Source organism: Dietzia cinnamea NBRC 102147 (assembly GCF_001571065.1).
In the GTDB taxonomy this organism is placed as follows: Bacteria; Actinomycetota; Actinomycetes; order Mycobacteriales; family Mycobacteriaceae; genus Dietzia; species Dietzia cinnamea.
This window is the reverse complement of the sequence record NZ_BCSW01000010.1, coordinates 57,804-84,550: the sequence shown is the minus strand read 5'-3', so window position 1 is coordinate 84,550 and position 26,747 is coordinate 57,804. Positions and strand designations below refer to the sequence as shown.

General features: G+C 69.5%; 27 protein-coding genes and 1 pseudogene. 12 read left to right on the top strand and 16 right to left on the bottom strand.

Annotated features, from left to right (window positions below; translation table 11 throughout):
- Window positions 1-597 precede the first annotated feature (597 nt).
- Window positions 598-1,773: a hypothetical protein gene (locus DCI01S_RS06080; protein WP_061228391.1), complete on the top strand. Its 1,176-nt coding sequence runs from the start codon at window positions 598-600 to the stop codon at window positions 1,771-1,773.
- Here DCI01S_RS06080 and DCI01S_RS06075 read toward each other — a convergent pair.
- Window positions 1,723-3,108, bottom strand: a complete 1,386-nt coding sequence (locus DCI01S_RS06075) for an MFS transporter (RefSeq protein WP_061228390.1) — start codon at window positions 3,106-3,108, stop codon at window positions 1,723-1,725. The two genes, DCI01S_RS06080 and DCI01S_RS06075, sit on opposite strands and share 51 nt — an antisense overlap.
- 103 nt (window positions 3,109-3,211) lie before the next feature.
- Between DCI01S_RS06075 and DCI01S_RS06070 the strand changes: the two genes are divergently transcribed.
- Window positions 3,212-3,844 (top strand): YqgE/AlgH family protein, encoded by a 633-nt coding sequence (locus DCI01S_RS06070; protein ID WP_007633273.1) that lies wholly within the window; start codon window positions 3,212-3,214, stop codon window positions 3,842-3,844.
- A gap of 104 nt (window positions 3,845-3,948) precedes the next feature.
- On the top strand, window positions 3,949-5,181 hold the full coding sequence (locus DCI01S_RS06065; RefSeq protein ID WP_082767667.1) for an MFS transporter: 1,233 nt from the start codon (window positions 3,949-3,951) through the stop codon (window positions 5,179-5,181).
- 19 nt (window positions 5,182-5,200) lie between these two features.
- Here DCI01S_RS06065 and DCI01S_RS06060 read toward each other — a convergent pair whose 3' ends face one another.
- On the bottom strand, window positions 5,201-5,620 hold the full coding sequence (locus tag DCI01S_RS06060; protein WP_061228388.1) for a VOC family protein: 420 nt from the start codon (window positions 5,618-5,620) through the stop codon (window positions 5,201-5,203).
- Window positions 5,621-5,704: 84 nt separating this feature from the next.
- Between DCI01S_RS06060 and DCI01S_RS06055 the strand changes: the two genes are divergently transcribed.
- Together DCI01S_RS06055 and DCI01S_RS06050 are read left to right on the top strand one after the other, a co-directional pair.
- Window positions 5,705-6,457, top strand: coding sequence for an AzlC family ABC transporter permease (locus DCI01S_RS06055; RefSeq protein ID WP_061228387.1), 753 nt, complete (start codon window positions 5,705-5,707; stop codon window positions 6,455-6,457).
- Window positions 6,458-6,501: 44 nt separating this feature from the next.
- Window positions 6,502-6,786: a branched-chain amino acid transport AzlD family protein gene (locus tag DCI01S_RS06050; protein ID WP_061228395.1), complete on the top strand. Its 285-nt coding sequence runs from the start codon at window positions 6,502-6,504 to the stop codon at window positions 6,784-6,786.
- 9 nt (window positions 6,787-6,795) lie between these two features.
- On the opposite strand, the gene DCI01S_RS06045 is transcribed toward DCI01S_RS06050, so the two are convergent.
- The gene (locus DCI01S_RS06045; protein WP_061228386.1) at window positions 6,796-8,040 is read right to left on the bottom strand and encodes a cytochrome P450; all 1,245 of its coding nucleotides are present in this window, start codon (window positions 8,038-8,040) and stop codon (window positions 6,796-6,798) included.
- 112 nt (window positions 8,041-8,152) lie between these two features.
- On the opposite strand from DCI01S_RS06045, the gene DCI01S_RS06040 reads away from it, so the two are divergent.
- A complete protein-coding gene (locus DCI01S_RS06040; protein WP_061228385.1) occupies window positions 8,153-8,566 on the top strand; it encodes a MarR family winged helix-turn-helix transcriptional regulator in 414 nt (137 codons plus the stop codon).
- Window positions 8,567-8,585: 19 nt separating this feature from the next.
- Here the strand turns inward: DCI01S_RS06040 and DCI01S_RS06035 are convergent, their stop codons facing one another.
- Together DCI01S_RS06035 and DCI01S_RS06030 are read right to left on the bottom strand one after the other, a co-directional pair.
- Window positions 8,586-9,143 (bottom strand): GNAT family N-acetyltransferase, encoded by a 558-nt coding sequence (locus DCI01S_RS06035; protein ID WP_061228384.1) that lies wholly within the window; start codon window positions 9,141-9,143, stop codon window positions 8,586-8,588.
- A gap of 77 nt (window positions 9,144-9,220) precedes the next feature.
- Window positions 9,221-9,550, bottom strand: coding sequence for a hypothetical protein (locus DCI01S_RS06030; protein ID WP_061228383.1), 330 nt, complete (start codon window positions 9,548-9,550; stop codon window positions 9,221-9,223).
- A gap of 901 nt (window positions 9,551-10,451) precedes the next feature.
- On the opposite strand from DCI01S_RS06030, the gene DCI01S_RS06025 reads away from it, so the two are divergent.
- Complete coding sequence (locus DCI01S_RS06025) at window positions 10,452-11,150, top strand: type 1 glutamine amidotransferase domain-containing protein (RefSeq protein ID WP_061228382.1); 699 nt, start codon at window positions 10,452-10,454, stop codon at window positions 11,148-11,150.
- Window positions 11,151-11,573: 423 nt separating this feature from the next.
- On the opposite strand, the gene DCI01S_RS06020 is transcribed toward DCI01S_RS06025, so the two are convergent.
- The 3 genes from DCI01S_RS06020 to DCI01S_RS06010 all read right to left on the bottom strand — a co-directional run bounded on the left by DCI01S_RS06020 (window position 11,574) and on the right by DCI01S_RS06010 (window position 14,814).
- Complete coding sequence (locus tag DCI01S_RS06020; protein ID WP_082767663.1) at window positions 11,574-13,145, bottom strand: MFS transporter; 1,572 nt, start codon at window positions 13,143-13,145, stop codon at window positions 11,574-11,576.
- Entirely contained in the window at window positions 13,142-13,729 is a 588-nt protein-coding gene (locus DCI01S_RS06015; protein ID WP_061228381.1) for a TetR/AcrR family transcriptional regulator, read from the bottom strand. Before DCI01S_RS06015 ends, DCI01S_RS06020 begins: the two co-directional genes overlap by 4 nt.
- Window positions 13,730-13,836: 107 nt before the next feature.
- A complete protein-coding gene (locus tag DCI01S_RS06010; RefSeq protein WP_061228380.1) occupies window positions 13,837-14,814 on the bottom strand; it encodes a bile acid:sodium symporter family protein in 978 nt (325 codons plus the stop codon).
- A 67-nt stretch (window positions 14,815-14,881) separates the two neighbouring features.
- Here DCI01S_RS06010 and DCI01S_RS06005 point away from each other — a divergent pair, with 67 nt between their 5' ends.
- Together DCI01S_RS06005 and DCI01S_RS06000 are read left to right on the top strand one after the other, a co-directional pair.
- Entirely contained in the window at window positions 14,882-15,256 is a 375-nt protein-coding gene (locus DCI01S_RS06005) for a YidH family protein (RefSeq protein ID WP_061228379.1), read from the top strand.
- Window positions 15,253-15,624, top strand: a complete 372-nt coding sequence (locus DCI01S_RS06000; RefSeq protein ID WP_061228378.1) for a DUF202 domain-containing protein — start codon at window positions 15,253-15,255, stop codon at window positions 15,622-15,624. Before DCI01S_RS06005 ends, DCI01S_RS06000 begins: the two co-directional genes overlap by 4 nt.
- 209 nt (window positions 15,625-15,833) lie before the next feature.
- Here DCI01S_RS06000 and DCI01S_RS05995 read toward each other — a convergent pair whose 3' ends face one another.
- From DCI01S_RS05995 to DCI01S_RS05985, 3 genes are all read right to left on the bottom strand, one after another.
- Complete coding sequence (locus DCI01S_RS05995; RefSeq protein WP_061228377.1) at window positions 15,834-16,403, bottom strand: hemerythrin domain-containing protein; 570 nt, start codon at window positions 16,401-16,403, stop codon at window positions 15,834-15,836.
- Between the two features lie 76 nt (window positions 16,404-16,479).
- Window positions 16,480-17,067, bottom strand: coding sequence for an SdpI family protein (locus DCI01S_RS05990; RefSeq protein WP_061228376.1), 588 nt, complete (start codon window positions 17,065-17,067; stop codon window positions 16,480-16,482).
- Window positions 17,064-17,579, bottom strand: coding sequence for a MarR family winged helix-turn-helix transcriptional regulator (locus tag DCI01S_RS05985; RefSeq protein WP_061228375.1), 516 nt, complete (start codon window positions 17,577-17,579; stop codon window positions 17,064-17,066). The genes DCI01S_RS05990 and DCI01S_RS05985 overlap by 4 nt, the downstream gene beginning before the upstream one ends.
- 55 nt (window positions 17,580-17,634) lie before the next feature.
- On the opposite strand from DCI01S_RS05985, the pseudogene DCI01S_RS05980 reads away from it, so the two are divergent.
- The 3 genes and pseudogenes from DCI01S_RS05980 to DCI01S_RS05970 all read left to right on the top strand — a co-directional run.
- Window positions 17,635-17,910: pseudogene (locus DCI01S_RS05980) on the top strand (DoxX family membrane protein); the annotation flags it as partial.
- 190 nt (window positions 17,911-18,100) lie between these two features.
- The gene (locus DCI01S_RS05975; RefSeq protein ID WP_061228373.1) at window positions 18,101-21,193 is read left to right on the top strand and encodes a leucine--tRNA ligase; all 3,093 of its coding nucleotides are present in this window, start codon (window positions 18,101-18,103) and stop codon (window positions 21,191-21,193) included.
- Window positions 21,194-21,293: 100 nt separating this feature from the next.
- Window positions 21,294-22,391 (top strand): IS630 family transposase, encoded by a 1,098-nt coding sequence (locus DCI01S_RS05970; protein WP_081470573.1) that lies wholly within the window; start codon window positions 21,294-21,296, stop codon window positions 22,389-22,391.
- Window positions 22,392-22,418: 27 nt separating this feature from the next.
- On the opposite strand, the gene DCI01S_RS16730 is transcribed toward DCI01S_RS05970, so the two are convergent.
- From DCI01S_RS16730 to DCI01S_RS05950, 5 genes are all read right to left on the bottom strand, one after another.
- Window positions 22,419-23,051 (bottom strand): ribonuclease D, encoded by a 633-nt coding sequence (locus DCI01S_RS16730; RefSeq protein WP_007631577.1) that lies wholly within the window; start codon window positions 23,049-23,051, stop codon window positions 22,419-22,421.
- An 812-nt stretch (window positions 23,052-23,863) separates the two neighbouring features.
- On the bottom strand, window positions 23,864-24,568 hold the full coding sequence (locus DCI01S_RS17160) for a HipA domain-containing protein (protein WP_131885644.1): 705 nt from the start codon (window positions 24,566-24,568) through the stop codon (window positions 23,864-23,866).
- 331 nt (window positions 24,569-24,899) lie between these two features.
- The gene (locus DCI01S_RS05960) at window positions 24,900-25,289 is read right to left on the bottom strand and encodes a hypothetical protein (RefSeq protein ID WP_061228372.1); all 390 of its coding nucleotides are present in this window, start codon (window positions 25,287-25,289) and stop codon (window positions 24,900-24,902) included.
- Window positions 25,290-26,189, bottom strand: coding sequence for an SDR family NAD(P)-dependent oxidoreductase (locus DCI01S_RS05955; protein ID WP_061228371.1), 900 nt, complete (start codon window positions 26,187-26,189; stop codon window positions 25,290-25,292).
- Entirely contained in the window at window positions 26,186-26,728 is a 543-nt protein-coding gene (locus tag DCI01S_RS05950; protein WP_007631584.1) for a nuclear transport factor 2 family protein, read from the bottom strand. Before DCI01S_RS05950 ends, DCI01S_RS05955 begins: the two co-directional genes overlap by 4 nt.
- Window positions 26,729-26,747: the final 19 nt, after the last annotated feature.

Here is a 26,747-nt window from a genome sequence, read left to right as displayed (position 1 = left end):
CTGCTCGCCGCGCCGGCCCCCGGTCCGCCCGCCGCCGCGCCCGCCTGGCCCGGCGGCACGCTGCCGACTCCGCCCCGCTGCACGCCGCTCGGGGCGCCCCGCTCGCCGAGTGGTCGCAAATGCCGGTCGTCGGCCGCACTTACCTGGAGAAGCGTGGGCGCTCTTGACCACTCGATGGCGGGTGTGCGCCGCGGCGAGCCGCCCAGCTCGCCGGGGCCCCCGTGGCGCCCCACCGAGCCAGCTCGCCCACTCGGGCTCCAGTCGGCCCGCTTCGGCAGCGCGCACCTCACCGCACGAGCGCCGCTCGGAGCGCCCCGCTCGCCGAGTGGTCGCAAATGCCGGTTCTCGGCGGCGGTGACCTGGGGAATTGTTGCCGTTCTTGACCACTCGACGGTTGACCGCGATGCCGTAGGGCCCGAGCGAGCCTCCGCAGCGCCGCTCCTCGGGACGGCGTGGCCCCACGATCGGGCGGCAACTGCCGCGCGACGAGCGGAAAGGCGTCAAGCGCTCCGCGTGGCCTGTGGACAACTCGGTGGGCTCTCCACAGATCGGCCGGTGGCTCTGGTCGGTGCGGTTCGTGAGCGACACGATCGGCGCATGGACTACTTCTTCGGAGACGGCGTCGGTGAACCGACGCAGTGGCAGGGCGAGCCCGACCTCACCCTCGGAATCGGCGCGCCGGACGCGCTGTGGCTGGACTTCGACGGCGACGGGTACGCCGATGACGCCCTCTGGGACTCGGACGTCGACGGCACCGCGGACCGTGTGGTGACCGACGTCGGCGCCGCCGGTCAGGTCGCCTACGCCGACGACGGCAACCGCGGCGTGTGGAACGTGCACGCGGGTGGCGTGGGGGCGCTCGCGGCGGGTTCTCTCGGCGCGGGAGCCGCGGGCGCCGGCTCGGTCGGCGCGGGCAGCGTCGGTGGTGGCTCGGTCGGCGCAGGCAGCGTCGGCGGTGGCTCGGTGGGTGCGGGCTCGGTCGGCGGTGGTTCGGTCGGTCTCGGCTCCGTCGGCGCCGGCTCCCTGGCGGCCGGGTCGATCGCGGCAGGGGTGCACGGGTCGGACGGCCTCGTCGACGGTGCGTTGGCCGCAGGGTCGGACGCGATCGCCGCGGGCTCGCAGTCGTTGGGGGCGCTGCCGGACTGGGGTTCGCTGCTGTCCGATGCGATCGGCGCGATCCATCACGGCTCCGCCGCGGCTGCGGACTCGTCCAGATGGTCGACTCCCCCGGTCACCGAGCCAGCCCCGGCCCCGCCCCCGCCGGTACAGGGTGGCACGGTCCCCGAGCCCGCGGCCCCGGTCGTCGAGGAGGACGGATCGATCACGGTCGACACGGGCGGCGGGTGGCTGTCGGTCGCGGACGTCGACGGCAACGGTCGCCTCGACACCGCCCTGCCGTTCGAACCCCCGCGCATCGAGCTGCCGCACTTCGAACCGCCCCGCATCGAGCTCCCCACCATCGAGCTCCCGCATGTCGAACTGCCGCACGTCGACGCGGGGTCGGTGGCCGGCTCGGTGGACGTCGGGGCCATCGACGCGGGCGCGCTCGGAGCCGGCTCCGCGGCCGCGGGTTCGGCCGCCGCAGGGTCCGCCGCGACCGGGTCGGCCGGCGCGGGCAGCGTCGGGGGCGGCTCTGCGGCCGGCGGCTCGGTCGGTGCCGGAAGCATCGGCGCCGGGTCGGTCGGTGCGGGTTCGGTGGGTGGGGGCTCTGTTGGTGGGGGCTCAGTGGGTGGCGGCTCGATCGCCGCGGGCTCGCTCGGTCTGGGCTCCTGATCGCGTGCCCACCACCAGCGCGATCACGGCCGCGGCGGCGTACAGCACCGCCGGGACCACCATCAGCGACACCGACCGGCCGTCCGCGGGCACGAGCGGAAGCACTACGAGCATGCCCACGACGAACGCCGAGTTGAACAGCGCGTCCTGGAGGGCGAACACCCCGCCCCGGCGGACATCGGGGACGTCGGTCTGCATGGCGTTGTCGGCGACGAGTTTGACCACCTGCGCCCCCAGGCCGATCGCCACCGCGCCGACCACCAGGGCCGTCGGGTCGAGGGTCGGTCCGACGACGAGCTGGGCGAGCGCGGACACACCGGCCCCGGCGGCGACGACGAGGACGCGTCGGGCTCGGGCGATGGCCCACGGTGTGACGACCGCGGCCAGACCCATGCCCGCGGCCACGGCCGCCGACATCAAGCCGAATCCGCCCATCCCGGCGACGACCGGGCCGCCCGACCCGCCGGACTCGGCATCGCGCAGGAGCAGGATCGCCAGCATCGTCGTGATCCCGAACGCGGCCCGCCCGAGCGTCACGCCGGTCAACGACACCCACACCAGGGCCGAGGAACGGGCGGCCCGGACGCCCTCGGCGAGTCCCCCGGCGAACGCCCGGGCGGCACGGCGGGTGACGGCCTCGACCGGGTGGGAGCGGACCTCGTCGTCGTCGGGTCCCAGGTGGCGCCGCGGCAGGGCGAGGATCGCCCACACCCCCGCCAACGCGGTGACCACGGACGGCACGAGGGTCCACGAGACCGCGGTGTCGCCCGCGCCCAGGACGGCGAGCACCGCGAACGCCGCGACCGCGCCCACCGCGGTGATGACCGAACCGACCGTGACCAGCACCGAGTTGGTGGCCGCGAGGAGGCGGTCGGGCACCACCTTGGGCATGGCCGCGGTCATCCCGGTGTTGATGAGCCGGCCCAGGCCGATCGCCACGAGGGACAGGACGAACAGCGCCGTCAGACCCGCGCCCGAGTGGACGGCGCCGGCGGCGATGAGCGCGATGGTCGCGACGATCGCGAGGGTCCGCACCAGGGCGGCGACGGCCACCACGACCCGGCGGTCCCACCGGTCCAGCGCGGCCGCGGCGAAGGGCCCGACGATCGAATAGGGCAGCAGCATCACTGCGAACCCGCCCACGATCGCCGCCGGAGTGGTGCCCGACTCGGGGCTGAACAGCACGATCCCGCCGAGGGCGGCCTGATGGATGCCCTCGCTGAGCAACGCCGCCAGCCGTGCCGTCGACAGCCGACCCAGACCATCGGATTCGCGCAGGGCGGCGGCCAGGCGGCCCCGGGTGGGAACGGCCGGGTCGGTGGGCGGTGAGGTCACGGGAGTCACGGTAGCGCTCGCGGCCGGGCCGCCGATCACCGCGGCGAGACCCGATCGAGGGGACGCGCGTGTGGCCCGGCGACGACGGGGGCATCATGGATACATGGACACGGGACCGGATGATCTGAGCGGCGGAGGCCTGTTCGGCGACCGCCTCTACGACGCCATGGACAAGCGGGATCCCGTCGCCGGTTCACTGCTCATCGCCGCGCCCGACATGCCCGACCCGAACTTCCGGCGCGCGATCATCTACATGATCGAACACGACCACTCCGGGTCGCTGGGCGTGGTGATCACCCGGCGCAGCGAGACCGATGTCGAGGAGATCCTGCCCGCCTGGTCCGAGTTGTGCGCTCCCCCGTCCGTGTTCCACATCGGAGGACCCGTCAAACCCGACACCGGCATCGCCCTGGTCGTGCTGAGCGCCGGCGTCGACGGCCACCGGTTCAGCGGGCTCCAGCAGATTGAGGGCCGCGTGCACGTCGTGGACCTGGACAGCGATCCCGACCTCCTGCGGGAGCACATCGACGGCATGCGGGTGTTCGTCGGGTACACCGGCTGGGCGCCCGGTCAGCTGCAGGACGAGCTCGACCGCGGCGACTGGTACGTCGCGCCCAGCCTGCCCAGCGATCTGCTCGCGCCCGCCCGCGTCGACGTATGGGGCGCGGTGCTGCGCCGCCAGGAGATGCCCCTGCCCCTGTACGCCACGTACCTGCAGGACGGCGACCTCAACTGACATCGCCGCCTCGCGCTGTCTCACAATGTGGTACGATGTTTCCGTATTCTGGGCAGTGACATATGCTCCTGCAGGTGGAGACGGTAGGCGGCGAGTCGACGACGGTGACGGCCCGGCACTGGCTGGTGCTGGCCGTGGCCACGTTCGTCGCCGCGTCCGGATCGGCGTTCGTGATCGGCGTCGGCTTCCTGCTCCCTCATCTCACGAGCGTCATGGGACTGTCCCTCTCGCAGGGCGGGATCCTGGTCGCGATGCCGCTGGTCGGCATGGCCGCGGCGTTGATCGCGTGGGGCTGGCTCGTCGACCGTGCCGGGGAGAAGGTCGTCCTGGTCGCCGGGTCGGTCGGTGCCGCCGTCACCCTCACCGCGGCACTGTTCGTGGAGTCGTTCGTGTTGCTGGCGGTATTGCTGCTGGTCACGGGCGCCTTCACCGCCTCGGGTAACTCGGCGAGCGGGCGACTGGTCGTGAGCTGGTTCCCCGCGCACCGCCGCGGGCTCGCCATGGGTGTCCGCCAGATGTCGCAGCCGGCCGGTTCCGCGGTCGCGGCCATGACCATGCCGCTGCTCGCGCAGTCGTACGGTCTGGGCGCGGCGTTCGCGCTCCCCCTGGCGATGGCCGCTGTCTCGGCGGTGGCGGCCCTCGTCGTCGTCACCGATCCGCCTCCACCCGAGGCCACGCGCGACGCGGGCGCCGAGGCGATGAGTGGCGCGGCGACAGGCGCCGACGGTGAGGCGGTGAGTGGCGCGGCGACGGACGGCTCGCCGTACCGCGGGTCCGGCTACCTGTACCGCGTCCACGGGGTGTCGGTGCTGCTCGTGCTGCCGCAGGGGATGCTGCAGGCGTTCCTGCTGACGTGGCTGGTGCTGGGGCACGGCTGGTCGGCGGTGTCCGCGGGCGTCGTGGTGACGGTGAGTCAGGTGCTCGGCGCGGTCGCGCGGATCGTGGCGGGCGCGGTCTCGGACCGGGTGGGGTCCCGCATGACGCCCATTCGCGGCGTGGCGATCTCGGTGACCGCCGGACTGGCCGCGCTGGCGGCCGCGGAAGCTCTGGGCGCGCCCGGGGTCATCGCGGTGACGCTCGGCGTGATCGCGACCGTGCTCTCGGTGTCCGACAACGGCCTGGCGTTCACCGCTGTCGCCGAGTTCGCCGGGCCCCGGTGGAGCGGCCGGGCGCTCGGGGTGCAGAACACCACCCAGTTCGTGGCGATCTCGGCGTCCACTCCCCTGGTCGCCGCGGTGATCGACGCCGTCGGCTACTGGCCGGTGTTCGCCGGCGCGGCCGTGATCGCGGCGCTGGCGATTCCGCTCGTACCCGCCGCCGACCAGCGCCGGGCCTGACCGCCGCATCGCGAGATCGTCAGGGCAGGGGCGCGCCCCGGTACTGCCCCACCGACCACACGTTGCCCTCCGGGTCCCGCACGGAAAAGGTGCGATCCCCGTAGTCGGTGTCCTGCAGCGCCAGCACCACCTCGGCTCCGGCGTCCACGGCCCTGCGGTACACCTTCTCCGCGTCGGCGGTCACGACGTAGGCCAGACCGGTGCCGGGTGGCGAGGCGTGCGGATCGTCCGCACCGCGCCCGCCCTCGCCCAGCATCACGCCCCCGCCCTCGGGCCACAGGAGCTCCGCGTGGGTCACCACGCCGTCCTCGGAGTAACACGCCGTTTCCACGAACCCCAGGGTCGCGACCAGCCAGTCGATCACCGTCCGGGCGTCGGAGCACCGGAAACAGTGCCACACCGTCGGCGCGGGTGGCGTGCCCGTCTGATGTGCGTCCATGGGTCGAGTCTGCGCCGGCCGGCCGGGCGGCGGTAGGCCTCTGTCGGGGGTGATGCGAAATCGTGGCTGGCTAGACTGCCCGGCGTGTCGACCAGCCCCTCCGCCAGCGCAGAGATCCGCGCAGAGATCCGCAAGGGTCTGGCCGACTGCTCGACGGTCGGGCTCGGACTGGTGCCGCTCGGACTGGCGTTCGGGGTGCTGATGACCCAGGCGGGGTTCGACTGGTGGTGGGCGCCCGTGTTCTCCCTGGTGATCTACGCCGGGTCGATGGAGTTCCTGGCGATCGGCCTGCTCACTGCCGTCACCCCCCTGTATTCGCTGGCCGCCGCGGCGTTCCTGGTGAACTTCCGCCACGTCTTCTACGGCCTGAGCTTCCCGCTCGAGGCTATCCGTTCACGGCTGGGTCGGCTGTACGCCGTGTACGCGCTCACCGACGAGGTCTACGCGATCACGTCGACCAAGCGGCGCGCGGAGATGAGCGGTCCGCGGACGCTGACCATCGCGATCACCTGCCAGTCCCTGTGGGTGATCCCGGGCGTGATCGGAGCGCTCGTCGGCACCGCCCTCCCCGAGGGGCTGGACGGACTGCAGTTCGCGCTGACCGGGCTGTTCGCCGTGCTGGCCGTGGACGCGTGGCGGTCGTCCGGCGACCTGCCCGCGCCGGTGATCGGCCTGGTGTGCGGGCTGGTCGCCGCCGTGGTGGCTCCCGACCAGATGCTCATCGTGGGTCTGTGCGCGTTCGTGGGCGTGCTGTTGGTGCGGTACGCGTGGCTGCAGCGGACCGGGCGGGCGAAGCACGCCGAACAGACGCAGCGCACCGGGGGTGATGTCGCGTGACCGCCGTCCCCGGGACCGCCTACCTGCTTGCCGGGTTGGGCGTGATGTTCCTCGTCACCGTGGCGCTGCGGGCCGCCCCGTTCCTCGCGCTCACCCGCCTCCGCGACTCGGGCGTCGTCCGCTATCTCGGCCGCACCATGCCGGCCGGCGTGATGGTGGTCCTGGTGGTCTACACCCTGCGCGACACCACCACGGCGCTCGGCTCGTGGCTGCCGGCGACCGTCGCGCTCGCGCTCACGTTGGGCGTGCACCTGGCGTTCCGGCGCGCCGCCGCGAGCATCGTGCTGGGCACGGCGACGTACATGGTGCTGCAGGCGTGGCTGGCCTGAGCGGGCTGGTCAGCTCGCCACGGGGCACACGCCCAGGTCGACCTTCCACTCGGTGAGGCCGTTGAGCCACCCGGAGCGCAGGCGCTTGGGATCGCCGAGCGCGGTGAGGTCCGGCAGGTGGTCGGCGACGGCGTTGAAGATCAGTTCGAGCTGCATCTTCGCGAGATTCGCGCCCAGGCAGTAGTGCGGGCCCTGGCCGCCGAAGGTCACGTGCGGGTTCGGGTCGCGGAGGATGGTGAACGTGAACGGGTCGTCGAAGACCTCCTCGTCGAAGTTCGCCGATCCGTAGCAAATCAGCACACGGTCGCCCTTGGCGATGGAGACGCCCCCGATCTCGGTGTCCTCCATGGCGGTGCGCTGGAACTGGGTGATCGGCGAGGCCCAGCGGAGGATCTCGTCGTAGGCGGTCTCGGGCCGCTCACGCTTGAACAGTTCCCACTGCTCGGGGTGTTCGAGCATCGCGACCATGCCGTGTGTGGTGGCGTTGCGGGTGGTCTCGTTCCCGGCCACGGCCAAGAGGGTGACGAACCAGCCGAACTCCTCGGCGGAGAGGTGTTCGCCGTCGACGTCGGCCTGGACGAGCTTGGTGACGATGTCGTCGCGCGGGTTGGCGGCACGGTCCTCGGCCATGGCGTTGGCGTACCCGATGAGCTCCATTGACGCGATGGCGGGCGCGTCGGGGTCTCCGCCGGCGTCGTAGCTGGTCATGATGTTGGACCACTCGAAGATCTTGTGGCGGTCCTCCTGCGGCACACCCAGCAGGTCGGCGATCGCCTGGAGTGGCAGCTCGGAGGCGATGGAGGTGACGAAGTCGTCGGCGTTGCTCTCGGCGGCGGCGGTGACGATCTTGCGCGCCCGGTCGGCGAGTTCGTCGCGCATGCCGGCGACGCCGCGGGGGGTGAAGCCGCGGGAGATGATCCGGCGGTGCTTCTTGTGGATCTCGCCGTCCTCGTTGACGAGCATCGCGCGCTGGGCCTCGATGATCTCGCGCGGGGTGCCCTCGGCGAACCGCGGGATCATCGTGTTCTCCCCCGCGGAGAAGATCTCGCCGGTCAGCCGGGAGATCTCCTTGACGTCGGCGTGCCTGGTGACGAGCCAGTAGTGGTCGTCGTCGAACCCGTCGGAGCCGGGGCGCTTGTCCACGCGGTGGATGGGTTGTGTCCGCCGGAGCTGGCGCCACTCGTCGTGCGGGAGCCGTTTCTCGAACAGGTCCGGGTCGGTGAAGTCGAAGCCCGCCGGGATGGTCACGTCCATGGTGTCTCCTGAGACTGGTCGCCCACCGGCCCCCGGCGGGGATGAAACCGTGAATAGTGGTAACTATATACACGTGGCACTATCGTCGAGGGAAGTTCTCGATCGCGCGTTGATGCTCTCCGAGCAGATGGCCGGGCACATCGCGCGCGCGGCGGCGAACTACGGGCTGACGGTGCCGCGGCTGGAGTTGCTGTTCGTGCTGGGCCTGCAGGGTGAGTGCAAGCAGGTGGAGCTGGCGACGTACCTCGATTGCTCACCGCGCCAGGTGACGGCGCTGGTGGACGGCCTGGTGGCGAGTGGTCACGTCGAGCGAACGATGCCGCCGGATGACCGCCGGGTGCGGTTGGTGAGCCTGACGGAGAAGTCGCGACGGATCGTTGATGAGGTGGTGACGGCGCGCGTCGGCCTCGCCGACTGGTTGTTCGAGGGATTCGACGACGACGAGCTGCAGGCGTTCGGGGCGGTCGCGGAGAAGCTGATCTCCCGGATGAGTGGGCGGGCGCTGAGCCGGCTTCCGGAGCAGTGAGCCGGGCCCGCTCGTTGGATCACGCAGTGCAGGCGTAGCAGCCAGTGCCGGCTCGGGCGTATTCGACGAACCCGCGGGCGAGGTAGTTGGGGATGGCGGCGGGGGAGTCGTCGTCGCAGGTGTGAAGCCACACTCGACGGCAGCCCGAAACGTTCCAGGCGATGCGGCAGACCTCGGAGAGGAACCAGCCGCCCAGGCCGCCGCCGGCGAAAGCGGGCAGGATGCCGAAGTAGACGATCTCCACGTCGACTCCGTCACCGGCGGGTCCGATCCCGGCTGCGGTGGCAGCGTCGGCTGCGCTGTCGCAGGGGCTCATGCGCAGTTCTGCGTAGCCGACGACCTCGTCGCCCAGTCTTGCTCGAAGGGTGCTGACGCACGGGTCGGAGCAGTAGGAGTCCCAGCGACCCTGCGACCAGTCGAGGCGGTCGCCCCACTTCCAGTCGCTGCCGATCTCGCGGTACATCCGCTCATTGAAGGTGGGCTCGGCGGGAAAGACGCGCGTGATGGTGAGGTCGACGGGATCGGCCGGCCGTAGCTGATCCGCGGTGGTCTGCTGAAGGTAGGTCACGCTGGTCACCGCCCAATTGAAACACTGTGGCCCCGCTGGATCCGATCTGAGTCGGGATCCGGCGGGGCCGAGCGCTGATCGGCGGGTCAGTTCACTTGAATGTGCACGCCGGGGATGTTGAGGCCGTTGACGGCACCCGCGACCGACCCGACCGCATCGTTGTACATCTGGGCGCCGGCGTTCTGGAGGCCGCCGGCCACATGGGGATTGGTACCGGCGGCGCCGGCACCGACGCCGAGCGCGCCGAGGCTGCCGGCACCGCCCAGCGCCGCCGCGGCAACGCCGGCGACCGCGGGCGGGCCGGCGGCGATGGCCGGCCCGGCCACGGACGCGGCAGCGGGTCCGAGACCGACGAGGGCGGCCGTGATCGTGGTCCCGATCGCGGCGATGGCGGCGAGGATTCCAGCGGGGATCATTGTGTTTTCTCCTTGATATTCCGATTTTTCTCTGGCGAGATTCAGCCGAGGGTGACGTGCCGCGGCTGGATGGGTGGCTGAGGATTGACGGGTAGTAGTGGAATGTTGATCGGAGGCAGCTCAGGCGCTGCTGGCACTATCGGTGCGGGCGCCGGCGCCCGCGCTGGTGCGGGTGGCGGCACAGGCTGCGGCGCGGGAGCCGGCGTGTACCGCGGCCGCACGGGTGGTTGTACGGGCGCCACTGGCACGCGGACGGCGGGCGCGGGTGCGGAAGCAGGCGCCGGCCCGGGCGAGGGCCCCTCGGATCTCGAAGACTCCGGCGATTTGGCATCTACGCGTGCTGTCGACGTCGCCGGAGTCGATGTGGCCGCTGTGGACGTCGGGCCGGTTGTCGTCGGAGAGACCAAACCCGCTTGCGCGACGGAAGGATCCGCGCGGTGGTTCGTGGATGCTGAGGCGGTAGCCCCAGTCATCCATGCGATTCCCGCCCCTGCCGAGAACCCCAGCAGTGCCAGACCGGTCAGGACGGTGAGTGGAGCAGTGCGACGGAGCAAGACGGGCTTTGTGGCCAACGAGAACTCCTTCAATGCACCGGGAGGGGCCCGGGTCACCCCTCGACTCGCGTGAGCCGCTCAGCTCATGCCGCGTGAACGCTAAGGGTCGCCCCACCGCTCTTCAACGTTTTGCTCCCTAAGCAGCCTCCCGGACCGCACCCGTCCTGACCTGCTGATATGTCGCCAATCGCTCGCGCGGCAGAAAGGTGCTGGTAGCGGGATCGCGAATGTCATCCTCTGTCACATGTGGTTCAGGTGAAGATGTATATATCTGTGGGCGAGGTCACGCGCGAGGTGACTCGGTGAGACCACTTGCGAGGCCGTCTCGGATCAGTAGGGTCGCGCTCATGGTGAACGTACTGATGATCCTGTCCGCAGCCGACCACTGGACTCTCAAGGACGGTTCCCAGCACCCGACCGGCTTCTGGGCCGAGGAGTTCGTGGCCCCCTACGAGGTGTTCTCCGACGCCGGATGGTCCATCACCGTGGCCACGCCGGGCGGCCGCACCCCCTCCGTCGACCAGGCGAGCCTCGACGAGGGCGCGGGCGACCCCGAGACCCTGCAGCACGTCCGTGCCTCCCTCGACCGTCTCGCTCAGGTTCTCGAGGCGCCGACCGACCTGGCGAGCGTCGACCACAACGAGTTCGACCTGGTGTTCTACCCGGGCGGCCACGGCCCGCTGGAGGACCTCGCCGTCGACAAGACCTCCGGGGCGATCCTCCGGGAGCGCGTCAGCGGGGGCAAGCACGTCGCGCTCCTGTGCCACGCGCCGGCCGCGGTGCTCGCCGCGTCCGATGACCCGGCCTCCTCTCCGTTCGCCGGCTACACGATGACCGGGTTCTCCAACGACGAGGAGGAGCAGGTGGGCTTGGCCGCCAACGCGCCCTGGCTGCTCGAGGACAAGCTCGTCGAGCTGGGAGCGAACTACTCCAAGGCCGCTGAGCCGTGGAGCTCGCACGTTGTCGTGGACCGAAACGTCTACACCGGCCAGAACCCGCAGTCTTCCGAGGAACTGGCCAAGCGCATCGTGTCCGACCTCGGCTGACCCGGTGCCGGTGCAGCACACCGTCGACCGCGACGCCGTCATCGGCCGGCCACCGGATCGAGTTCGGCGTCCACAGCGAGGGCGAACCCGTCGTCCTCAACCACAAAACGCCCTCGTCGTCGGACATCTAGCGGTCGTGGTGCCCGGTCGCACCGAGGCCGGGTACCGCACCCACGTCTTCGGGCTGCTGGGCTACGGACTGTCCGAGCACCGCGAGCACTTCCGCGACTGGCTACTGTCCACGCACGGCGACCCGGAGAACTTGCAACCCGACGCACTCCACGCCCACCGCGACTTCATCAGCGGACCGATCGGCCGGACGAGCTTTGTCCGGCACCGGGTCGCCCACTGTGACCCCCCCGGCACGCGCTCGAGATCACGATCGTTTAGTGGAGTTCGTCTCCGCCGGGCGCAGCTGGTCTGTCAGTGCTCCAGATCCGCGAGCATGGTGCCCTTCGGGGTCAGGGCGAACACCACGAACGCGAACGTCAGCAGGATCGCCCCGCCGATCAGTCCCGTCACCCCCAGTCCGGAGGTGAAGGCCTCGCCCGCGCGGACCGCAAGGTCCGGCAGTCGAGCGGCCTCGGCCACGGCCACGGCCCCGCCCAGCGAGTCGCGGGCAGCCTCCGTCGCCTCCTGGCCCAGGACCAGTGCCTCGGCCGGGGTGCCGAGCTCCCGACGGTAGAGGAACGAGGCCAGAGAGCCCAGGAGAGCGATGCCCAGGACGGCGCCGAACTCATACGCCGTGTCCTCCATGGCGGCGGCGTTTCCGGCCTTCGACCGCGGGACACCGCCCATGATCATGGAGGAGGCCAGCGCGAGCGCTCCGATCCCGGCCCCGATCAGGGCCAGGGCGATGGACACCGAGGTCAGGTCCAGGTCCTCGCCGCGGAGGCCGAGGAAGACCATGCCGGCGCCGGTGACGAACAGGGCGAGGAAGATCGTGGAGCGCATGCCGATCCGCTCCGAGGCCACCGGCGCCAGCAGCGAGGTGACGGCGGCGGCCAGCGCCAGCGGCATGAGCTGCAGGCCGGACTCGAACGCACTCGCGCCGTTGACCAGCTGCAACCACTGGGCCAGCAGCAACAGGCCGGCGGACATGGAGAAACTCGCGACGAGGGCAGCCAGGACGCCGGCCGAGAAGATGCGGTGGCGGAACATCGTCACGTCCAGCAGTGGCGAGTCCGAGCGCAGGCAGCGCCGGACGAACCAGGACAGCGCCCCCAGGCCCACGGCGAGGGCGATCCACGCCGGCACGTAGGTCATCGACGCCTCCTCACTGAACTTCTTGACGGCCCAGATAGTGGTCGACATCCCGATGAGGGTCAGCGCCGCGGCGAACGGGTCCCAGGGTCCGGGCTCGGGGACGCGGGATTCCGGGACGGTGACGACTGCGCTGACAAAGGCGATGACCATCATCGGCACGCTCACCAGGAACGCCGCCTGCCAGTGGAATGTCTCCAACAGGAACCCGCCGAGCAGCGGGCCCACGGCGGCGCCGATGCCGGCGACGGCAGCCCACACGGCTAACGCGGTGGCGCGTTCACGGGTGTCGGTGAAGGTCACTCGCAGCAGCGACAGCGTGGACGGCATGACCATGGCCGCGCCGACGCCCAGGAGAACGCGCAGCGCGATGACGTACCCGGGGGACTCGGCGAGCAGTACCAGGGCCGAGGCGAGCGCGATGAGCACGTACCCGGTCATGAGCATCCGCTTGCGGCCCCAGCGGTCGCCGATGGAGGACATGGAGATGAGCAGACCCGCCATGACCAGCGAGTAGGCGTCGATGATCCACAGCTGTTCCGAGGCGGTGGGTTGCAGGTCGGCCGACATCGCGGGGATCGCCACGTTGAGGATGGTCATGTCCGTGGTGATGGCCAGCAGGGAGAAGGCCAGCGTGGCCAGGCCGAGCCAGCGACGCGACGGGTCGTAGGAACCCACGATATGCGGGTCGGCGTGCATCGCGTCGCGCGTAGGGGCGGAGGTGCCGCTCATGCGGAGGGGTCCTCGTCGGGTGCGTCGGTGATGTCGGGCATGGTGGTCAGGGCACGGATCGTCGCCTCGAGGCGGACGGCATCGGGCGGGGTGACGGTGAGTGCGGTGTTGATGTAGACCCCGTCCAGGCACATGGCCAGCATCTCGGAGCGGGCGCGCCCGAAATAGGGGGCGAGGAGCTCGGTCAGGCCGGTGTACCAGCGCAGGGCGAGATCACGGAAGTCCTCCTCGAACAGGCCCGCGTACTCGAGCGAGCACTCCGCCAGCACCGTCTGATGATCGGAGAGGTCGGCGTGGGCGGCGGCGGCGAGGTAGGCGATGGGGTCGTCGGTGACGGCCAGCCCCTCGGCGAGCTCGGCGAGGTCGCGGTCGACCCGGTCGGCGAGGTACTCCAGAGCGTGGCGGCGCAGGTCGTCGATGGCCGCGAAGTAGCGGGTGGTGGTGCCCACGGCCACGCCGGCCCGGGCCGCCACCGCGCGGTGCGTGAGCGCCTCCACGCCGTTCTCGGCGATGAGGTCGGCGGCCGCGCGCCCGATGTCGCGGATGCGTTTTTCGGGGTCGCGGGTGCGTCCGGAGGCTGTCACGAGATCTCCCATCGTTGCCGTACAAAAGTACGCGTACGAATGTACAGCAGTCTCCCGCTGGCGTGAAGCCGGCAGAAGGGCCTGACAGACTGAATGGGCAGCGCGGCTCAGGCGGGCGTCGCCTCGGTCGCTCGCCCGTAGCGACCGGCCAGCCACGCACACACGATCAACTGGATCTGGTGGAAGAGCATGAGCGGCAGCACCATGAGGCCGATCGGCTGCCCGACGAACAGCACGGCGGCCATCGGCAGTCCGGTGGCCAGCGACTTCTTGGAACCGCAGAACTGCACGACGCGCTTGTCGCGGTCCTCGAAGCCCAGAGCGCGGGAGGCGAGCTCGGTCAGGCCCAGCACCACCGCGAGCAGGACGCAGCACGCGACGAGCAGCCACGCGAGCTCGGCGGCGCCGATGGTCGACCAGATACCGTCGGCCACCCCGTCGGAGAACGCCGCGTAGACCACCAGCACGATGACGGTCTTGTCGAACAGGGCGATCCGCGTGATCCTGCGGATGACCGGCAGAACCCACCGCCGCAGCAGCTGACCCACCACGAACGGTAGCAGCAGCTGCAGCGCGATCGACCCCACCGAGTCCCACGTGATGATCACCGACCCGTCCGTGGTCATGAGGGCGAACACCAGCAGGGGAGTGACGAATACGCCCAAGAGGTTGGACACGGACGCCGACACCACGGCGGCGCTGACGTGCCCGCGCGCGATCGCCACGAACGTGATGGAGGACTGCACGGTCGACGGGACCAGCGTGAGGAACAGGAACCCCGCTGCGAGCGCCGGGCCGAGTACGGGCGTCAGGATCCACTGCCCGAGGAGGCCGAGCAGGGGGAACAGCAGGAACGTCGCCACGAGAACCACCGAGTGCAGCCGCCAATGCGTGAGGCCGACCAGCAGTTCGCGGGGCTCGAGTCGCGCGCCGTAGAGGAAGAACAGCACGGCGATGCCGATGGTCGTCACCCAGTCGAGGGCGTCGGCCGCGCCGCCGGTGGCGGGCAGGAACGCGGCGACGACCACCGCGGCGAGGATCGCCAGGATGAACGGCTCGACCCGGAGACGACGCAGAAGGCCCATCCCCCTATTGCATCACTCGCGCCGCGCGAGGCGCCCGATAGGCTCGGGTCATGACGGAGCACGCCGGATGACGGAGCAGGGGTGGCGGCCCAGGGCGCTGCGGGACGGCGAGGAACCGGATCCTCGCTTCACGCTCGCCAACGAGCGCACGTTCCTGGCGTGGATCCGCACGAGCCTCGGGCTGACGGCAGGGGCGGTGGCGCTGGAGGCGTTCGCGGGTGACGAGATCCCGGAGATCATCCGCACCCCGCTCGCGTGCATCCTGTTGGTGCTGGCCGGGCTGCTGGCGATCGTGGCTTTCCGGCGCTGGATCCGGATCGAGGTGGCCATGCGGCACCAGCGGCCGCTGCCCATGCCACAGGCGTCGATCCTGCTGGTCCTGGGCATCGCGGCGGGTGCGGTGGTGCTCATGGTGGCGATCCTGAGCGGGACCTTCGGGTGACCTCGCCGCGCCCGCGCCGGATCGGCGTGGAGCCCGAGGCGGTGCCGCCGGACGCCGGGCTCCAATCCGAGCGCACCAGCCTGTCGTGGGCCCGCACCTGGGCCGTGGTGGCGGTGAACATCATCCTCGTCGCCAAACTGGTGGGGGAACTGTCGTGGGCATGGGCGGCCGCGTTCTCGGCGCTCGTGGTGGTCCCGCTGCTGGCCCTTCTGCGGGTGCAGCGTCGGCACGAGCAGCGGGTGGACCGGTTCGTCCGCGCGGGCGAGGTCGAGCAGACGCAGGCCCGCCACAACATCGGGCTGGTGGCCCTGGTGATCGTCATCGCCGCCTGCGGGTTGGCCGCGATCGTGGTGACGTCCCTCCGGTGACCCGGCCGGGCGTAGACCGCCGATCACCCTCGCCGGCGCCGTAGGGACAGACCTCCGCGGACGTGGACGCAGCCAGGCAGGGAATGGACGTAACCATGTAGGCGAAACGGCCGCCAGGCCGACATGGTTGCGTCCAAAACGCCCCTCGCTGCCCCGCGCCGCCTGCCGCCCCGCGCCGCCCCTCGCTGCCCGCGCCGGCGGCGCGGGCGTCAGGTGTTCTTCATCCGCCCGCTCAGCGCGTCACGCAGCCGGTCGACCATCCCGACGCCCGCGCCGATCGTCTTGTGGAACAGCTCGGAGTGGGGGGCGCTGGGGTGCGGCCGCGTGGGGGCGATCTGCTTGGCGGCCTCGACCTTGCGTCCCAGGTCGAGCAGCGTGTCCCTCGAGAGGTGCTCGCGCAGCTTGGGGAACTGGTCGGACTCCTCGTCGTCGGCGTGGTGGTCGAGCAGGCCCTTGAGCTCGCGGACGAGGCCCATGAACTCGGCCTCCTGCGCGTCGACGTTCTCGAGCTTCTTCATCACCACGACGATCTCGTCGTGCTCTTCCTTGTCGTGCTCGACCTCGTCCTTGCCGCCGGGGATCTCGCGTTCCATGACGGGGTAGACGAACATCTCCTCGGCCACGGAGTGGCGCATGACCTCGGCGGTGACGGCGTCGGCGAGGGCGCGACGCTCGGCGGGGTCGGTGGTGGCCTCGATCTGGTCGAGGAGCTCGATCATCTCGCGGTGATCGGCGGTGAGGATCTCGGTGACGTCCCGGGTCGTGTCTGTGGCGGCCATGTCGGTCTCCTTCCACGGTGGCGACTGATGTGTCCCACACCGTAGGGGCGACCGTGGGGCCGGGCCACCGGTCCGCTCAGCGGGTGGCGCTCTCCGTCTCGCACATGCCCTGGAGGGCGCACGAGCCGCATCCGCCGGTGACGCCGCAGTCGGCGGCGGGGTCGCCGGGGGCGCCGGGCCCCGCGTCGGTGGGGGAGCAGGCGCCGGCGGGGGAGTCGGCGGAGCCGTCCGCGCAGCCGGTGTCGGCGGCGTTCGTGCCGGAGTGACCGCCGCAACCGTCGGGGCCGCAGCCACATCCGGCCTGGTCACCGTCCTCGGCGGCGGCCCAGATCGCCGCCGCGCGTGCCCCGGCGAGGCCGGCGACGCTGAGCAGGGCGAGGGAACCGACGACGGAGACGACGACGACGAGGCCGCCCACCCATCCGCCGATCAGTCCCAGGGCGAGCGCACCGAGCAGGAGCACGAGACCGGAGCCGAGGAACGCGGGACCGGCGGCCCGGTTGGCGAGTTCCCACGCCTCGGGGGAGCGGCGGGTCTCCGGCGTGCGGACGCCCAGGACCCCGTTGCCGGGGAGCATGCCGACCAGGGCGGCGACGCCGGTCCCGGCGATGACGAGGGCGAGCCCCGCGAGGAGCACCATGACCACCACGGACACTGCGTTCACGCCCCTGAGGGTACGCCCGCGCCGGCGGATCGCCGAGTCGCCTCAGCCCCGTCGGCGCCCCGCACCTTGGCGAGCAGCCGGGCGAGCTCCCGCTTGTCGTCTTCGCCGAGGCGGTCGAGGAATTCCCGACGCACGGTGGCGACGTGGTCCGGGGCGGCCTGCTCGATGGCCCGCATCCCCTCGCCGGTAGCGGAGACGAACGCGCCCCGGCCGTCCTCGGGGCAGGTGGTCCGCTGCACGAGGCCGCGCTTGATCATCCGGCTCACCTGGTGGGAGAGGCGGCTGCGCTCCCACATGAGGACGTCGGCGAGGGCGGTCATGCGCTGCGGGCCGTCCGCCTCGCTCAGGTAGACGAGCACTTCGAACTCGGGTTCGGTCAGGTCGGACGAGGCCTTGAGGTCTCGCTGGATCTCCAGGTGGAGGCGGCCCTGGACGGCGAGGTAGTCCCGCCACAGGGCCTTCTCCTCGTTGTCCAGCCATCGCACCTGGTGATTCCGAGCCTGATCTGCCATAGCCCCACTATAGCGGCATAGTTGACACGACACGTAATGAGTCGGCGCCCCCGGGGCCACGGCCGCCACCGCCGTCGTCGGCGTGATCGAGCTCGTGGGAGGCATCCTGCTCATCCTGGGACTGCTCACCCCCCTGGTCGCCGTCCTCGTCGTCGTCGTCATGATCGGCGCGTTCTTCACCGTCCACCTCGGCTCCGGCGTCCACGTCTCCGACAACGGCCGGGAGCTCATCGCCGTGGTCGGACTCGCCGCCGCCGTCTTCGTGCTGGTCGGCCCCGGCCGCTACAGCGTCGACGCGGTCCTCGCCCGTGGGCGCGCGGACCGCGCCTGACCTGATCCGGCGCGGCACCCGACCCGATCCGGGGCGGCCACCACCTGATCCACGCCACCCGGCACGCGGCCGGACGCCGCCACGCGTCCGGCCGCGCGGGTCCGACGCTGACGCGGCCCCGCCCCGGCCAGGGTTTAGGCTGGACACGGCCTGCGTGCGGGCACCGGCGAGACCAGGGAGAGCAGACGACGTGAGCAGCAGCGACCAGAGCGCCACCGGCGCGCAGCCCGAGACCGCGGCGGCGTCCGGGAGCGGGACCCAGCCCGAGGGAGGGCCCGCCCACCGCTACGGCGCGGCGCTCGCCGGCGAGATCGAGTCCCGCTGGCAGCGCGAATGGTCCGAGCGCGGCACGTTCGAGGCCCCCAACCCCGTTGGTCCGCTGGCCGCGCCCGACGGCGAGCTGCCCGCGGACAAGCTCTTCGTCCAGGACATGTTCCCCTACCCGTCCGGCGCCGGGCTGCACGTCGGCCACCCGCTGGGCTACATCGCGACCGACGTGTTCGCCCGCTACAACCGGATGCTCGGCACCAACGTGCTGCACACCCTCGGCTACGACGCGTTCGGCCTGCCCGCCGAGCAGTACGCCGTCCAGACCGGACAGCACCCGCGCGTGACCACCGAGTCCAACATCGCCAACATGGAGCGCCAGCTCGGCCGCCTCGGCCTGGGCCACGACCGCCGCCGCGTCTTCGCCACCACCGACACCGACTTCTACCGCTGGACCCAGTGGATCTTCCTGCAGATCCACGGCTCCTGGTACGACCCCGACGCCCCCGCCCGGACGACCGACGGCGGCGACCACCCCACCCGCACCGGCCGCGCCCGGCCCATCGCCGAGCTCGTCGAGCAGTTCGCCTCCGGCGCCCGCCCGCTGGCCGCCGGACTGCCCGCCGATCTCGCCGCCGACCTCGCCGGCCGCACCTGGGGCGAGCTGACCCGCGCCGAGCAGGAGAAGGTCCTCGACGCGCACCGGCTCGTCTACCTCTCGGACTCCACGGTCAACTGGTGCCCCGGCCTGGGCACAGTCCTGGCCAACGAGGAGGTCACCGCCGAGGGCCGCTCCGAGCGCGGCAACTTCCCCGTCTTCCGCAAGAACCTGAGCCAGTGGATGATGCGGATCACCGCCTACGCCGACCGGCTCGTCGACGACCTCGACCGGCTCGACTGGACCGACAAGGTCAAGTCCATGCAGCGCAACTGGATCGGTCGCTCGCAGGGCGCCCGCGTCCGGTTCGCCGTGGCCGACCAGTCCATCGAGGTGTTCACCACCCGCCCCGACACCCTGTTCGGCGCCACCTACATGGTCCTGTCGCCCGAGCACCCGCTGGTCGACGAGCTCGCCGGGCCGTTCTGGCCCGAGGTCCCGGCCGGCGCGCCCGGCGCGGCCCCCGGCGAGTCGACCCCCGGCGCCCTCGACCCGCGCTGGACCGGCGGACACTCCTCGCCCGCCGAGGCCGTGTTCGCCTACCGGCGCGCCGCGTCCATGAAGTCCGAGCTCGAGCGCCAGGAGAACAAGGACAAGACCGGCGTCTTCACCGGCGCCTACGCCGTCAACCCGGTCAACGGCGAGCAGGTCCCGGTGTTCGTCGCCGACTACGTCCTCATGGGCTACGGCACCGGCGCCATCATGGCCGTGCCCGGCCACGACGCGCGCGACCACGAGTTTGCCCTGGCGTTCGGGCTGCCCATCCGGCAGGTCGTGGCGCCCGCCGACGGGCGCGAGCTCGACGTGCAGGCCGAGGCCTACGCCGGCGACGGCGTGGCCGTGAACTCCACCAACGACGAGGGGCTGTCCCTCGACGGCCTGGGCGTGGACGAGGCCAAGGCCGCCACCATCGCCTGGCTCGAGGGGGAGGGCACCGGCGAGGGCACCGTCCAGTACAAGCTCCGCGACTGGCTGTTCGCCCGGCAGCGCTACTGGGGCGAGCCGTTCCCCGTGGTCTACGACTCCGACGGCGTGCCCCACGCGCTGCCCGAGGAGATGCTGCCCGTCGAGCTGCCCGAGGTCGAGGACTACAAGCCCGTCTCGTTCGACCCCGACGACGCCGACTCGGTGCCGTCCCCGCCACTGGCCAAGGCGACCGAGTGGATGACCGTCGAGCTGGACCTCGGTGACGGGCTCAAGACCTACACCCGCGACGCCAACGTCATGCCCAACTGGGCCGGCTCCAGTTGGTACCAGCTGCGCTACATCGACCCCACCAACTCCGAGCAGCTCTGCGCGATCGAGAACGAGCGCTACTGGACCGGCCCGCGCCCCGAGATCCACGGCGCCGGCGACCCGGGCGGCGTGGACCTCTACGTGGGCGGCGTCGAGCACGCCGTGCTGCACCTGCTGTACTCGCGGTTCTGGCACAAGGTCCTGTTCGACCTCGGCCACGTCACCAGCGAGGAGCCCTACCGGCGCCTGTTCAACCAGGGGTACATCCAGGCCTTCGCCTACACCGACTCCCGCGGCGTCTACGTGCCCGCGGCCGAGGTGACCGAGCGCGACGGGAAGTACTACTGGACCGACGCCTCCGCCGGCGCGGACGCCACCGAGATCGAGGTGTTCCAGGAATACGGGAAGATGGGCAAGTCGCTCAAGAACTCCGTCTCCCCCGACGAGATCTGCGACTCCTACGGTGCCGACACGCTGCGCGTGTACGAGATGTCCATGGGCCCGCTCGACACCTCGCGCCCCTGGGCCACCAAGGACGTCGTGGGCGCGCACCGCTTCCTGCAGCGGCTGTGGCGCGTGGTGATCGACGAGTCCACCGGTGAGGTCCGCGTGACCGACACGGATTCGACCGACAGCGCACCCGGCGAGGACGTGCTCAAGGCGCTGCACCGCACCATCGCCGGGGTCCGCGACGACTACGCCGGCCTGCGCGACAACACCGCGATCGCCAAGCTCATCGAGTACGTCAACACCCTGACCAAGGCGTACCCCACCGAGGGGCCGGGTGCGCCCCGCTCGGTCGTGGAACCGCTCGTGCTCATGGTCGCGCCCGTCGCCCCGCACCTCGCCGAGGAGCTGTGGGCCCGGCTCGGTCACACCGGGTCGCTGGCCCACGGCCCCTTCCCGACCTTCGACGAGTCGTACCTGGTCGAGGACTCGGTCGAGTACCCGGTCCAGATCAAGGGCAAGGTGCGCTCGCGCATCACCGTGCCCGCCGACGCCTCGCCGGTCGACGTCGAGGCCGCCGCCCTGGCCGATGCCAAGGTGCAGGAGAACCTGGGCGGGGCCGCGCCCAAGAAGGTCATCGTGGTGCCGGGCAAGATGGTCAACATCGTGCCCTGACCTCGAATGCGAAGTCGGCGGTGACCGATGGGACGCTCTCCAGCGGCTAGTGTCGTGCGTGTGAAGTAGTTTTACAGTTGGGTTTGTGAAATCATGGGGCATGGCGAATCGACCTGCCCCGGCATTGATGTTGCGTCCCGGCGATCGCGAGAAGCTTGAGAGAATGACGCGCTCGCAGTCGATGTCGGCAGGCATGGTGCAGCGAGCTCGCATCGTGCTGCTGGCTTCGGAGGGCCGGCGTAATGCGGAGATCGCCGAGTTGGCCGGGGCGTCGCGGCCGAAGGTGAACCTCTGGCGGTCCAGGTACGAGGACAAGGGCATCGGGGGCCTGGCTGATGAGAAGCGTTCTGGTCGGCCGCGCACGATCGATCACGCGGAGATCGTGACGGCGACCTTGATGCCGCCGCCGAAGTCTCTGGGCGTGACCCACTGGTCGTCGCGGCTGCTGGCGTCCCGGTTGAAGGTCTCGGCCTCGACGGTGGTCACGGCGTGGCGTGCCTACGGGATCAAGCCGTGGCGCTCGGAGTCGTTCCGGTTCTCCACCGATCCTGAGCTGGTCGGCAAAGTCACCGACATCTGCGGCCTGTACCTGGCGCCGCCGGAGAACGCGATCGTGTTGTGCGTGGATGAGAAGTCCCAGATCCAGGCACTGGATCGTACTCAGCCGATCTTGCCGATGCAGCCCGGCCTGATCGAGCGGCGCAGCCACGACTACGTCCGGCACGGCACCAGCACCCTGTTCGCGGCGCTGGACATCGCCACCGGTCAGGTCACCGCCGCACTCAAACCGCGTCACCGGAACCAGGAGTTCCTGGCGTTTTTGAAGCAGATCGAGCGGGCGTACCGTCATGTCGTCGATGCCGACGGTCAGCCAGTTGAGCTGCACCTGGTGATGGACAACTACGCCGCCCACAAGCACGCAAACGTCAAGGCCTGGCTGGCCGAAAATCCCCGGTTCAAGGTCCACTTCACACCCACCCACGCGTCGTGGATGAACCTGGTCGAGGTGTGGTTCGGCATCGTCGAACGCCAGGCCATCCGCCGTGGGATCTTTACATCCGTCAAGGACCTCAACGCGAAGATCCGCGCCTTCATCGACGGCTGGAACCACCGATCCCACCCCTTCGTCTGGACGAAAACCGCCGACGAAGTCCTCAAGAAAGCCAACCGTAAGAAGACTTCAAATGCGGACCACTAGCTGGCGACTGTGAAGTTAGGCTGACACTCAGTAGCTAAGGGGATTCGGTACACCCGACGTCTCAAGCAGCGCGTCTATGGGGATGTAATCGCAGATCTGACGGTAGAGCTCGATCAGCGAACGCTCTTCCAGCTCTTTCTCCAACTTCGAGTGGAGGCGCTCTAAGTGCGCTACGTCGTCCAGAGCGTATCGAATCTGCGAATCGCTGAGTGACCTAGCCGACCAGTCACTCGTTCGGGCCTCGCCTTTTGTGATTTCGACCCCAAGCTTCCTGAGAAGCAACGCTCTCAGGCTATGTTGCTTTGGATCTAATTGCGGGTCTAACAGCTTAGAGGCCGTCTTGGTGCACCGGATGTTTTGGGCTTGCGCCACTCCTAGTTGGGTTATAAATCGAAGATCGAAAGGCGCGAAGTGGAAAATTTTGACTACATCTCGAGATTCGAGCAGGTCCTTTAGTAGGGGCGCTGCGCCGGCAGAAAGTCGGACAAGCGAGCCGCCGACTGACTGTGCCGACAGTTGTATGAGATTCAGTCGGTCGGCAGCCCACGAGAGTCCGCTCGTCTCTGTGTCGACCGCGATGCGCCCAGCGGATATATATGCCTCGAAGGTCGGTGCGTCTATATCGCCTTCGAGTATTTGGTGCGTGTGACTATCGCTCATCGGAATCCTCGCTACTACCAGCGGCGAAGTTCCAATCCGCCTCATCGAACACGTCGCGTTGGTCGGAATGGGCAATCATGCGCACAAGGAGTCTAAGGTGGGGCGGTGCGTCTGGTCCGTTTACTCTGAGAGCGCGGAACTCAATGCTCTCGCCCCGGTCGATTACTGATCGAACACCTCTTACGAGCACATCGGGGACATATCCGAGCGGTACATCATCGGATGAAGTCAAGATGGTCGCCTGAGGATTGCTCTTGTTTCCCGACTCAATGCGATGACCGAGTCTATCCCCTCCTTGAATGTTCCTAAGCGCTCTCTCGTGCTCTATGCCAGAGACACTGCGCGAGCCATCTTCAAAATTGAGAGGGCGCGTGGGGATGTGACGAACTCCGTGCGCCAAGAACGTTGACTCAATTGCGCCGTTCAATGCTCGCGGAACCTCGAGGAGTTGAATCGTGTCGGCGGCTCTTCTCCCACCTGAGTGCACGATTTGCTCAAGCGGTGTCGAAGCCTCGTCGAGACCGAGCTGTTCCAAGTGGCGAGTAAAGTCCGATCGCGCAGGATCAAGAGTCCGCTGCGAGAACACCTTGAAAAGACTCTCGGACCTATAAATCCGGCCCCGTGCGCGGAGCCCTGGCAGGCCGCGGAATCCGTTATCGAATGACTCCTCGGCGCTGTTGGTATATCCAAAGGTGTACGTCCGTCCATCGAATTGGAGGCGTCCAACGACTTTGATTGCGCGCGTCACTGGGTGCTGCCAGAGTACGAGGAGGTCCCGACCAGTAACCTTGTTTCCGCGGACGACAGTGCGCTCACAGGTTGGCGATGGCATCGCAGAACCTCCTCTGGTTGATCTCTAGCAGTCTGGTGATCATGGTAGGTACGAGGTCTGACACTTGCGGGCAGGCAGCCCCGTCAGCCTGGGGTATCGCGGGAGGAAGCTGCTGCGAGAAATCGGCGACGTCGAAGCTAGCCACGGCTTCTGACCAGTGGGTTCTGGCAGCCGGGGTCGCTAGTCTCAACGCCGTGACTGCTGCCTCTAAGAGGGTGAGAGGTCCAGGCGGTTTCCGGTGCTCTAGGCGGTACGCTGTGCCCCTCTCCACCCATCGCATCAGGCGGTCAGTGTCAGCAAGGAGACGCTGGCGCTGCTCGGACGTTAGGTTGTAGCCCAAAGCGCTTCCGTGGTCGAAAGACGGCGCAAGTTCTAAGTCTCCTCCAGTCAAGCGCGGCTCGAGGACCGCCCAGTTTTGCTCGTGCCGGTCTCTGTTGGCGACCAGTGCGTCGAGGCATATGTACCCGGCAAACACGTCGAAGGCCGAGAAGTCAGCTGGGCCTACGAAGGTGCTGGGCGGCCGAACACCGTTCAAGGCTGCTTTGATGTTCTCGAGTGAGTGCCCGGTTCGAACGAACGTCGAGCCGCCCGACTTGCGTGATTTCTGTACGTCTATGTTGAGAACATCGAGGAGCAAAAGAGTCCCCTCGATAAAGTCGTGAGTTTCTGGGTTGTTGACCTGCAATGAAATTGACCCGTTGACGCCCCTGCGGGAGCTAAGTCGTGTGCGGGCTGCGGGAACCGTAAGCCGATCCGCGACAGCTGTGGTCGCGACCTCTGCCCAGTCTTCGCCGTCTACATGGGTAGCGTGCGTACGAACCCTCTTGTGCAGCCACCGTCTGCCCGAGGGATCCACGAGCCATTCCCCAGCATCGCTGCCGAGGGTCTCCCGTGCGGAAATGCTCCAGTCGCTTACATCAATTCGGTCCCGAAGTGAATCGCTCAATTGGCTGGGCTTTCGGACACTCATCTACTGAGATTACTACCAGACGAATCGCGTGTTTTCGGTGCCGCCCTCAGCCCCGCTGGACGAACACCGCCGAGGACGAGATGAGCAGGTACGCGGTGGTGACCATCCACATCGCGTAGGTCGCGTACAGCCACGGCCGCCAGCGAATCCGCGCCTGCCACCGCCGGTACGTCTTCACTGCGGACGTGATGGCCAGCGCGATCGAGAGCAGCAGCGGGATGATGACCACCTCGACGCGGTCGGAGGTCAGGCACAGGGCACCCTCGTCAGCGCACTCGTCCCCGACGCCGCCGCGTATCAGCACGATCGCGACGACCAGCGCCACGATCGCCAGTACCGACAGCAGCACGAACCGGAACGCCTGGTTGCCCTGACGCTCGTTCCGCTCCAGTCGCTCGAGCGGGTCGTCGAGCTCCCCGAACTCGGGGGATGTCATTCAACCCTCCTTGGTGAATCCGTTGTGTCCGCCCGCCGCGGCCACCTCGTCCACTGTCTCGATCCCCAACTGCTCGTCCGTGACAGGCGGGAAGAGCGGGCCCCCGCCGAAGGCACCCCGGTGCGACAGCGGAACCTCGCCGTCGTCGTTCCGGATGCCCTTCTCGCGACCGTACTCGGCCGTGATGACGGTCGAGCCGCTCATCCGTCCGAGGTCCGGGTCGTCGGCGAGGGCGGCGATGACGCGACCGACGAACGCGGGGTCCTCCGCGCGGGCCAGCGGGAAGCCGTTGAAGTCCTCCATGCCGGTGGACAGCAGCACCTCGGTGCGGATGAGGCCCAGCCACAGGGACAGGGTCGACACACCGGTGCCAGCGAGCTCGTGCGCCATGTCGGAGGCCATCTTGTCCAGGGCGGTCTTGCTCATGCCGTACAGGACGGTGTGGAACGGCGCGCGCGAGCCGAACGACGAGATGTTGACCATCAGCCCCGACCCCTGCGGCACCATGACCTTGGCGGCCTCGCAGCTCGCGACGTAGTGCGCGCGCAGGCCGACACCCATGAGCGCGTCCCAGTCGGTGGCGGGCCGCTCCCAGAACCGGCCGTTGAACCCCATGAAGCCCTTGGGGTTGGTCCACACGTTGTTGACCAGGAGGTCCAGGCGGCCGGTCTCGTCGGCGATCCGGGCGACGACGGCGAGGATCTCCTCGTCCCGGGAGTGCTCGCACTCGAGTGGACGGATCCGGCCCGGGGCGCCGTCGGCTGCGTCGACCGTGCTCTGCAGTCGCTCGGCGGACCGTCCGGTGACGTAGACATCCCACCCCGCGTCGGCGAGCGCGGTGGCCACCCCGCGGCCGACCCCACGGCTGCCACCTGTCACCAGTGCGACCCGGGCGCTCACGAGTCGGCTCCCTCGGTGGCCGCACCCGGGACGACGCTGACCTCCGGGTAGGTCACGGTGGCCTCGTCGAGGGTGCGGGTGATGGACCAGCCGGGCGTGAACAGGCACTCGGCCATGACCCAGCGCTCGTCCTCGCCGTCACCCTCCAGGACGTAAACGTCCGAGTACTCGCCGGTGGAGAGGGTCTCCGTGCCCTTGTCCCGGTCGATCTGACGGAACTGCAGGGTCCACGTGCCGGTGGCGCGGTTCGGCGGGCTGCTCGGTCCGCCGGATTCGATGGTGATGGAGGGCATGAAGCCGTGGTGCATGTCGAGGATGCGGGGCCCGCCGTCGGCGGCGGTGGCCAGGGCGATCTGCCGGAAGATGCCGACCATGGTGTCGGGGTCGGTCCGGCCGAGGGGGCCGAAGTCGAGTACTCCGCCGGTCGCCACGAAGCACGAGCGGAAGCCGTCGGGGTCCTTGGCGTCGCATGCCCGCCAGTAGCGGTACTTCAGCTGCTCGATAGCCTCGCGGGCGCGCCTTTCCTCCTCGTACTGCATACGGCCACGTTAGCGTAGG

Bases quoted from the DNA above. Each gene is read 5' to 3' on its own strand.
- DCI01S_RS06080 (WP_061228391.1), top strand. From the start codon at position 598: ATGGACTACTTCTTCGGAGACGGCGTCGGTGAACCGACGCAGTGGCAG.
- DCI01S_RS06005 (WP_061228379.1), top strand. From the start codon at position 14,882: ATGACGGAGCAGGGGTGGCGGCCCAGGGCGCTGCGGGACGGCGAGGAA.
- DCI01S_RS05950 (WP_007631584.1), bottom strand. From the start codon at position 26,728: ATGCAGTACGAGGAGGAAAGGCGCGCCCGCGAGGCTATCGAGCAGCTG.
- DCI01S_RS06025 (WP_061228382.1), top strand. From the start codon at position 10,452: ATGGTGAACGTACTGATGATCCTGTCCGCAGCCGACCACTGGACTCTC.
- DCI01S_RS06010 (WP_061228380.1), bottom strand. From the start codon at position 14,814: ATGGGCCTTCTGCGTCGTCTCCGGGTCGAGCCGTTCATCCTGGCGATC.
- DCI01S_RS06050 (WP_061228395.1), top strand. From the start codon at position 6,502: ATGTTCCTCGTCACCGTGGCGCTGCGGGCCGCCCCGTTCCTCGCGCTC.
- DCI01S_RS16730 (WP_007631577.1), bottom strand. From the start codon at position 23,051: ATGAGCGATAGTCACACGCACCAAATACTCGAAGGCGATATAGACGCA.
- DCI01S_RS06070 (WP_007633273.1), top strand. From the start codon at position 3,212: ATGGACACGGGACCGGATGATCTGAGCGGCGGAGGCCTGTTCGGCGAC.
- DCI01S_RS05960 (WP_061228372.1), bottom strand. From the start codon at position 25,289: ATGACATCCCCCGAGTTCGGGGAGCTCGACGACCCGCTCGAGCGACTG.
- DCI01S_RS05985 (WP_061228375.1), bottom strand. From the start codon at position 17,579: ATGGCAGATCAGGCTCGGAATCACCAGGTGCGATGGCTGGACAACGAG.
- DCI01S_RS06020 (WP_082767663.1), bottom strand. From the start codon at position 13,145: ATGAGCGGCACCTCCGCCCCTACGCGCGACGCGATGCACGCCGACCCG.
- DCI01S_RS06045 (WP_061228386.1), bottom strand. From the start codon at position 8,040: ATGGACGTGACCATCCCGGCGGGCTTCGACTTCACCGACCCGGACCTG.
- DCI01S_RS06040 (WP_061228385.1), top strand. From the start codon at position 8,153: ATGCTCTCCGAGCAGATGGCCGGGCACATCGCGCGCGCGGCGGCGAAC.
- DCI01S_RS06060 (WP_061228388.1), bottom strand. From the start codon at position 5,620: ATGGACGCACATCAGACGGGCACGCCACCCGCGCCGACGGTGTGGCAC.
- DCI01S_RS06030 (WP_061228383.1), bottom strand. From the start codon at position 9,550: ATGATCCCCGCTGGAATCCTCGCCGCCATCGCCGCGATCGGGACCACG.
- DCI01S_RS05970 (WP_081470573.1), top strand. From the start codon at position 21,294: ATGGCGAATCGACCTGCCCCGGCATTGATGTTGCGTCCCGGCGATCGC.
- DCI01S_RS05995 (WP_061228377.1), bottom strand. From the start codon at position 16,403: ATGGCCGCCACAGACACGACCCGGGACGTCACCGAGATCCTCACCGCC.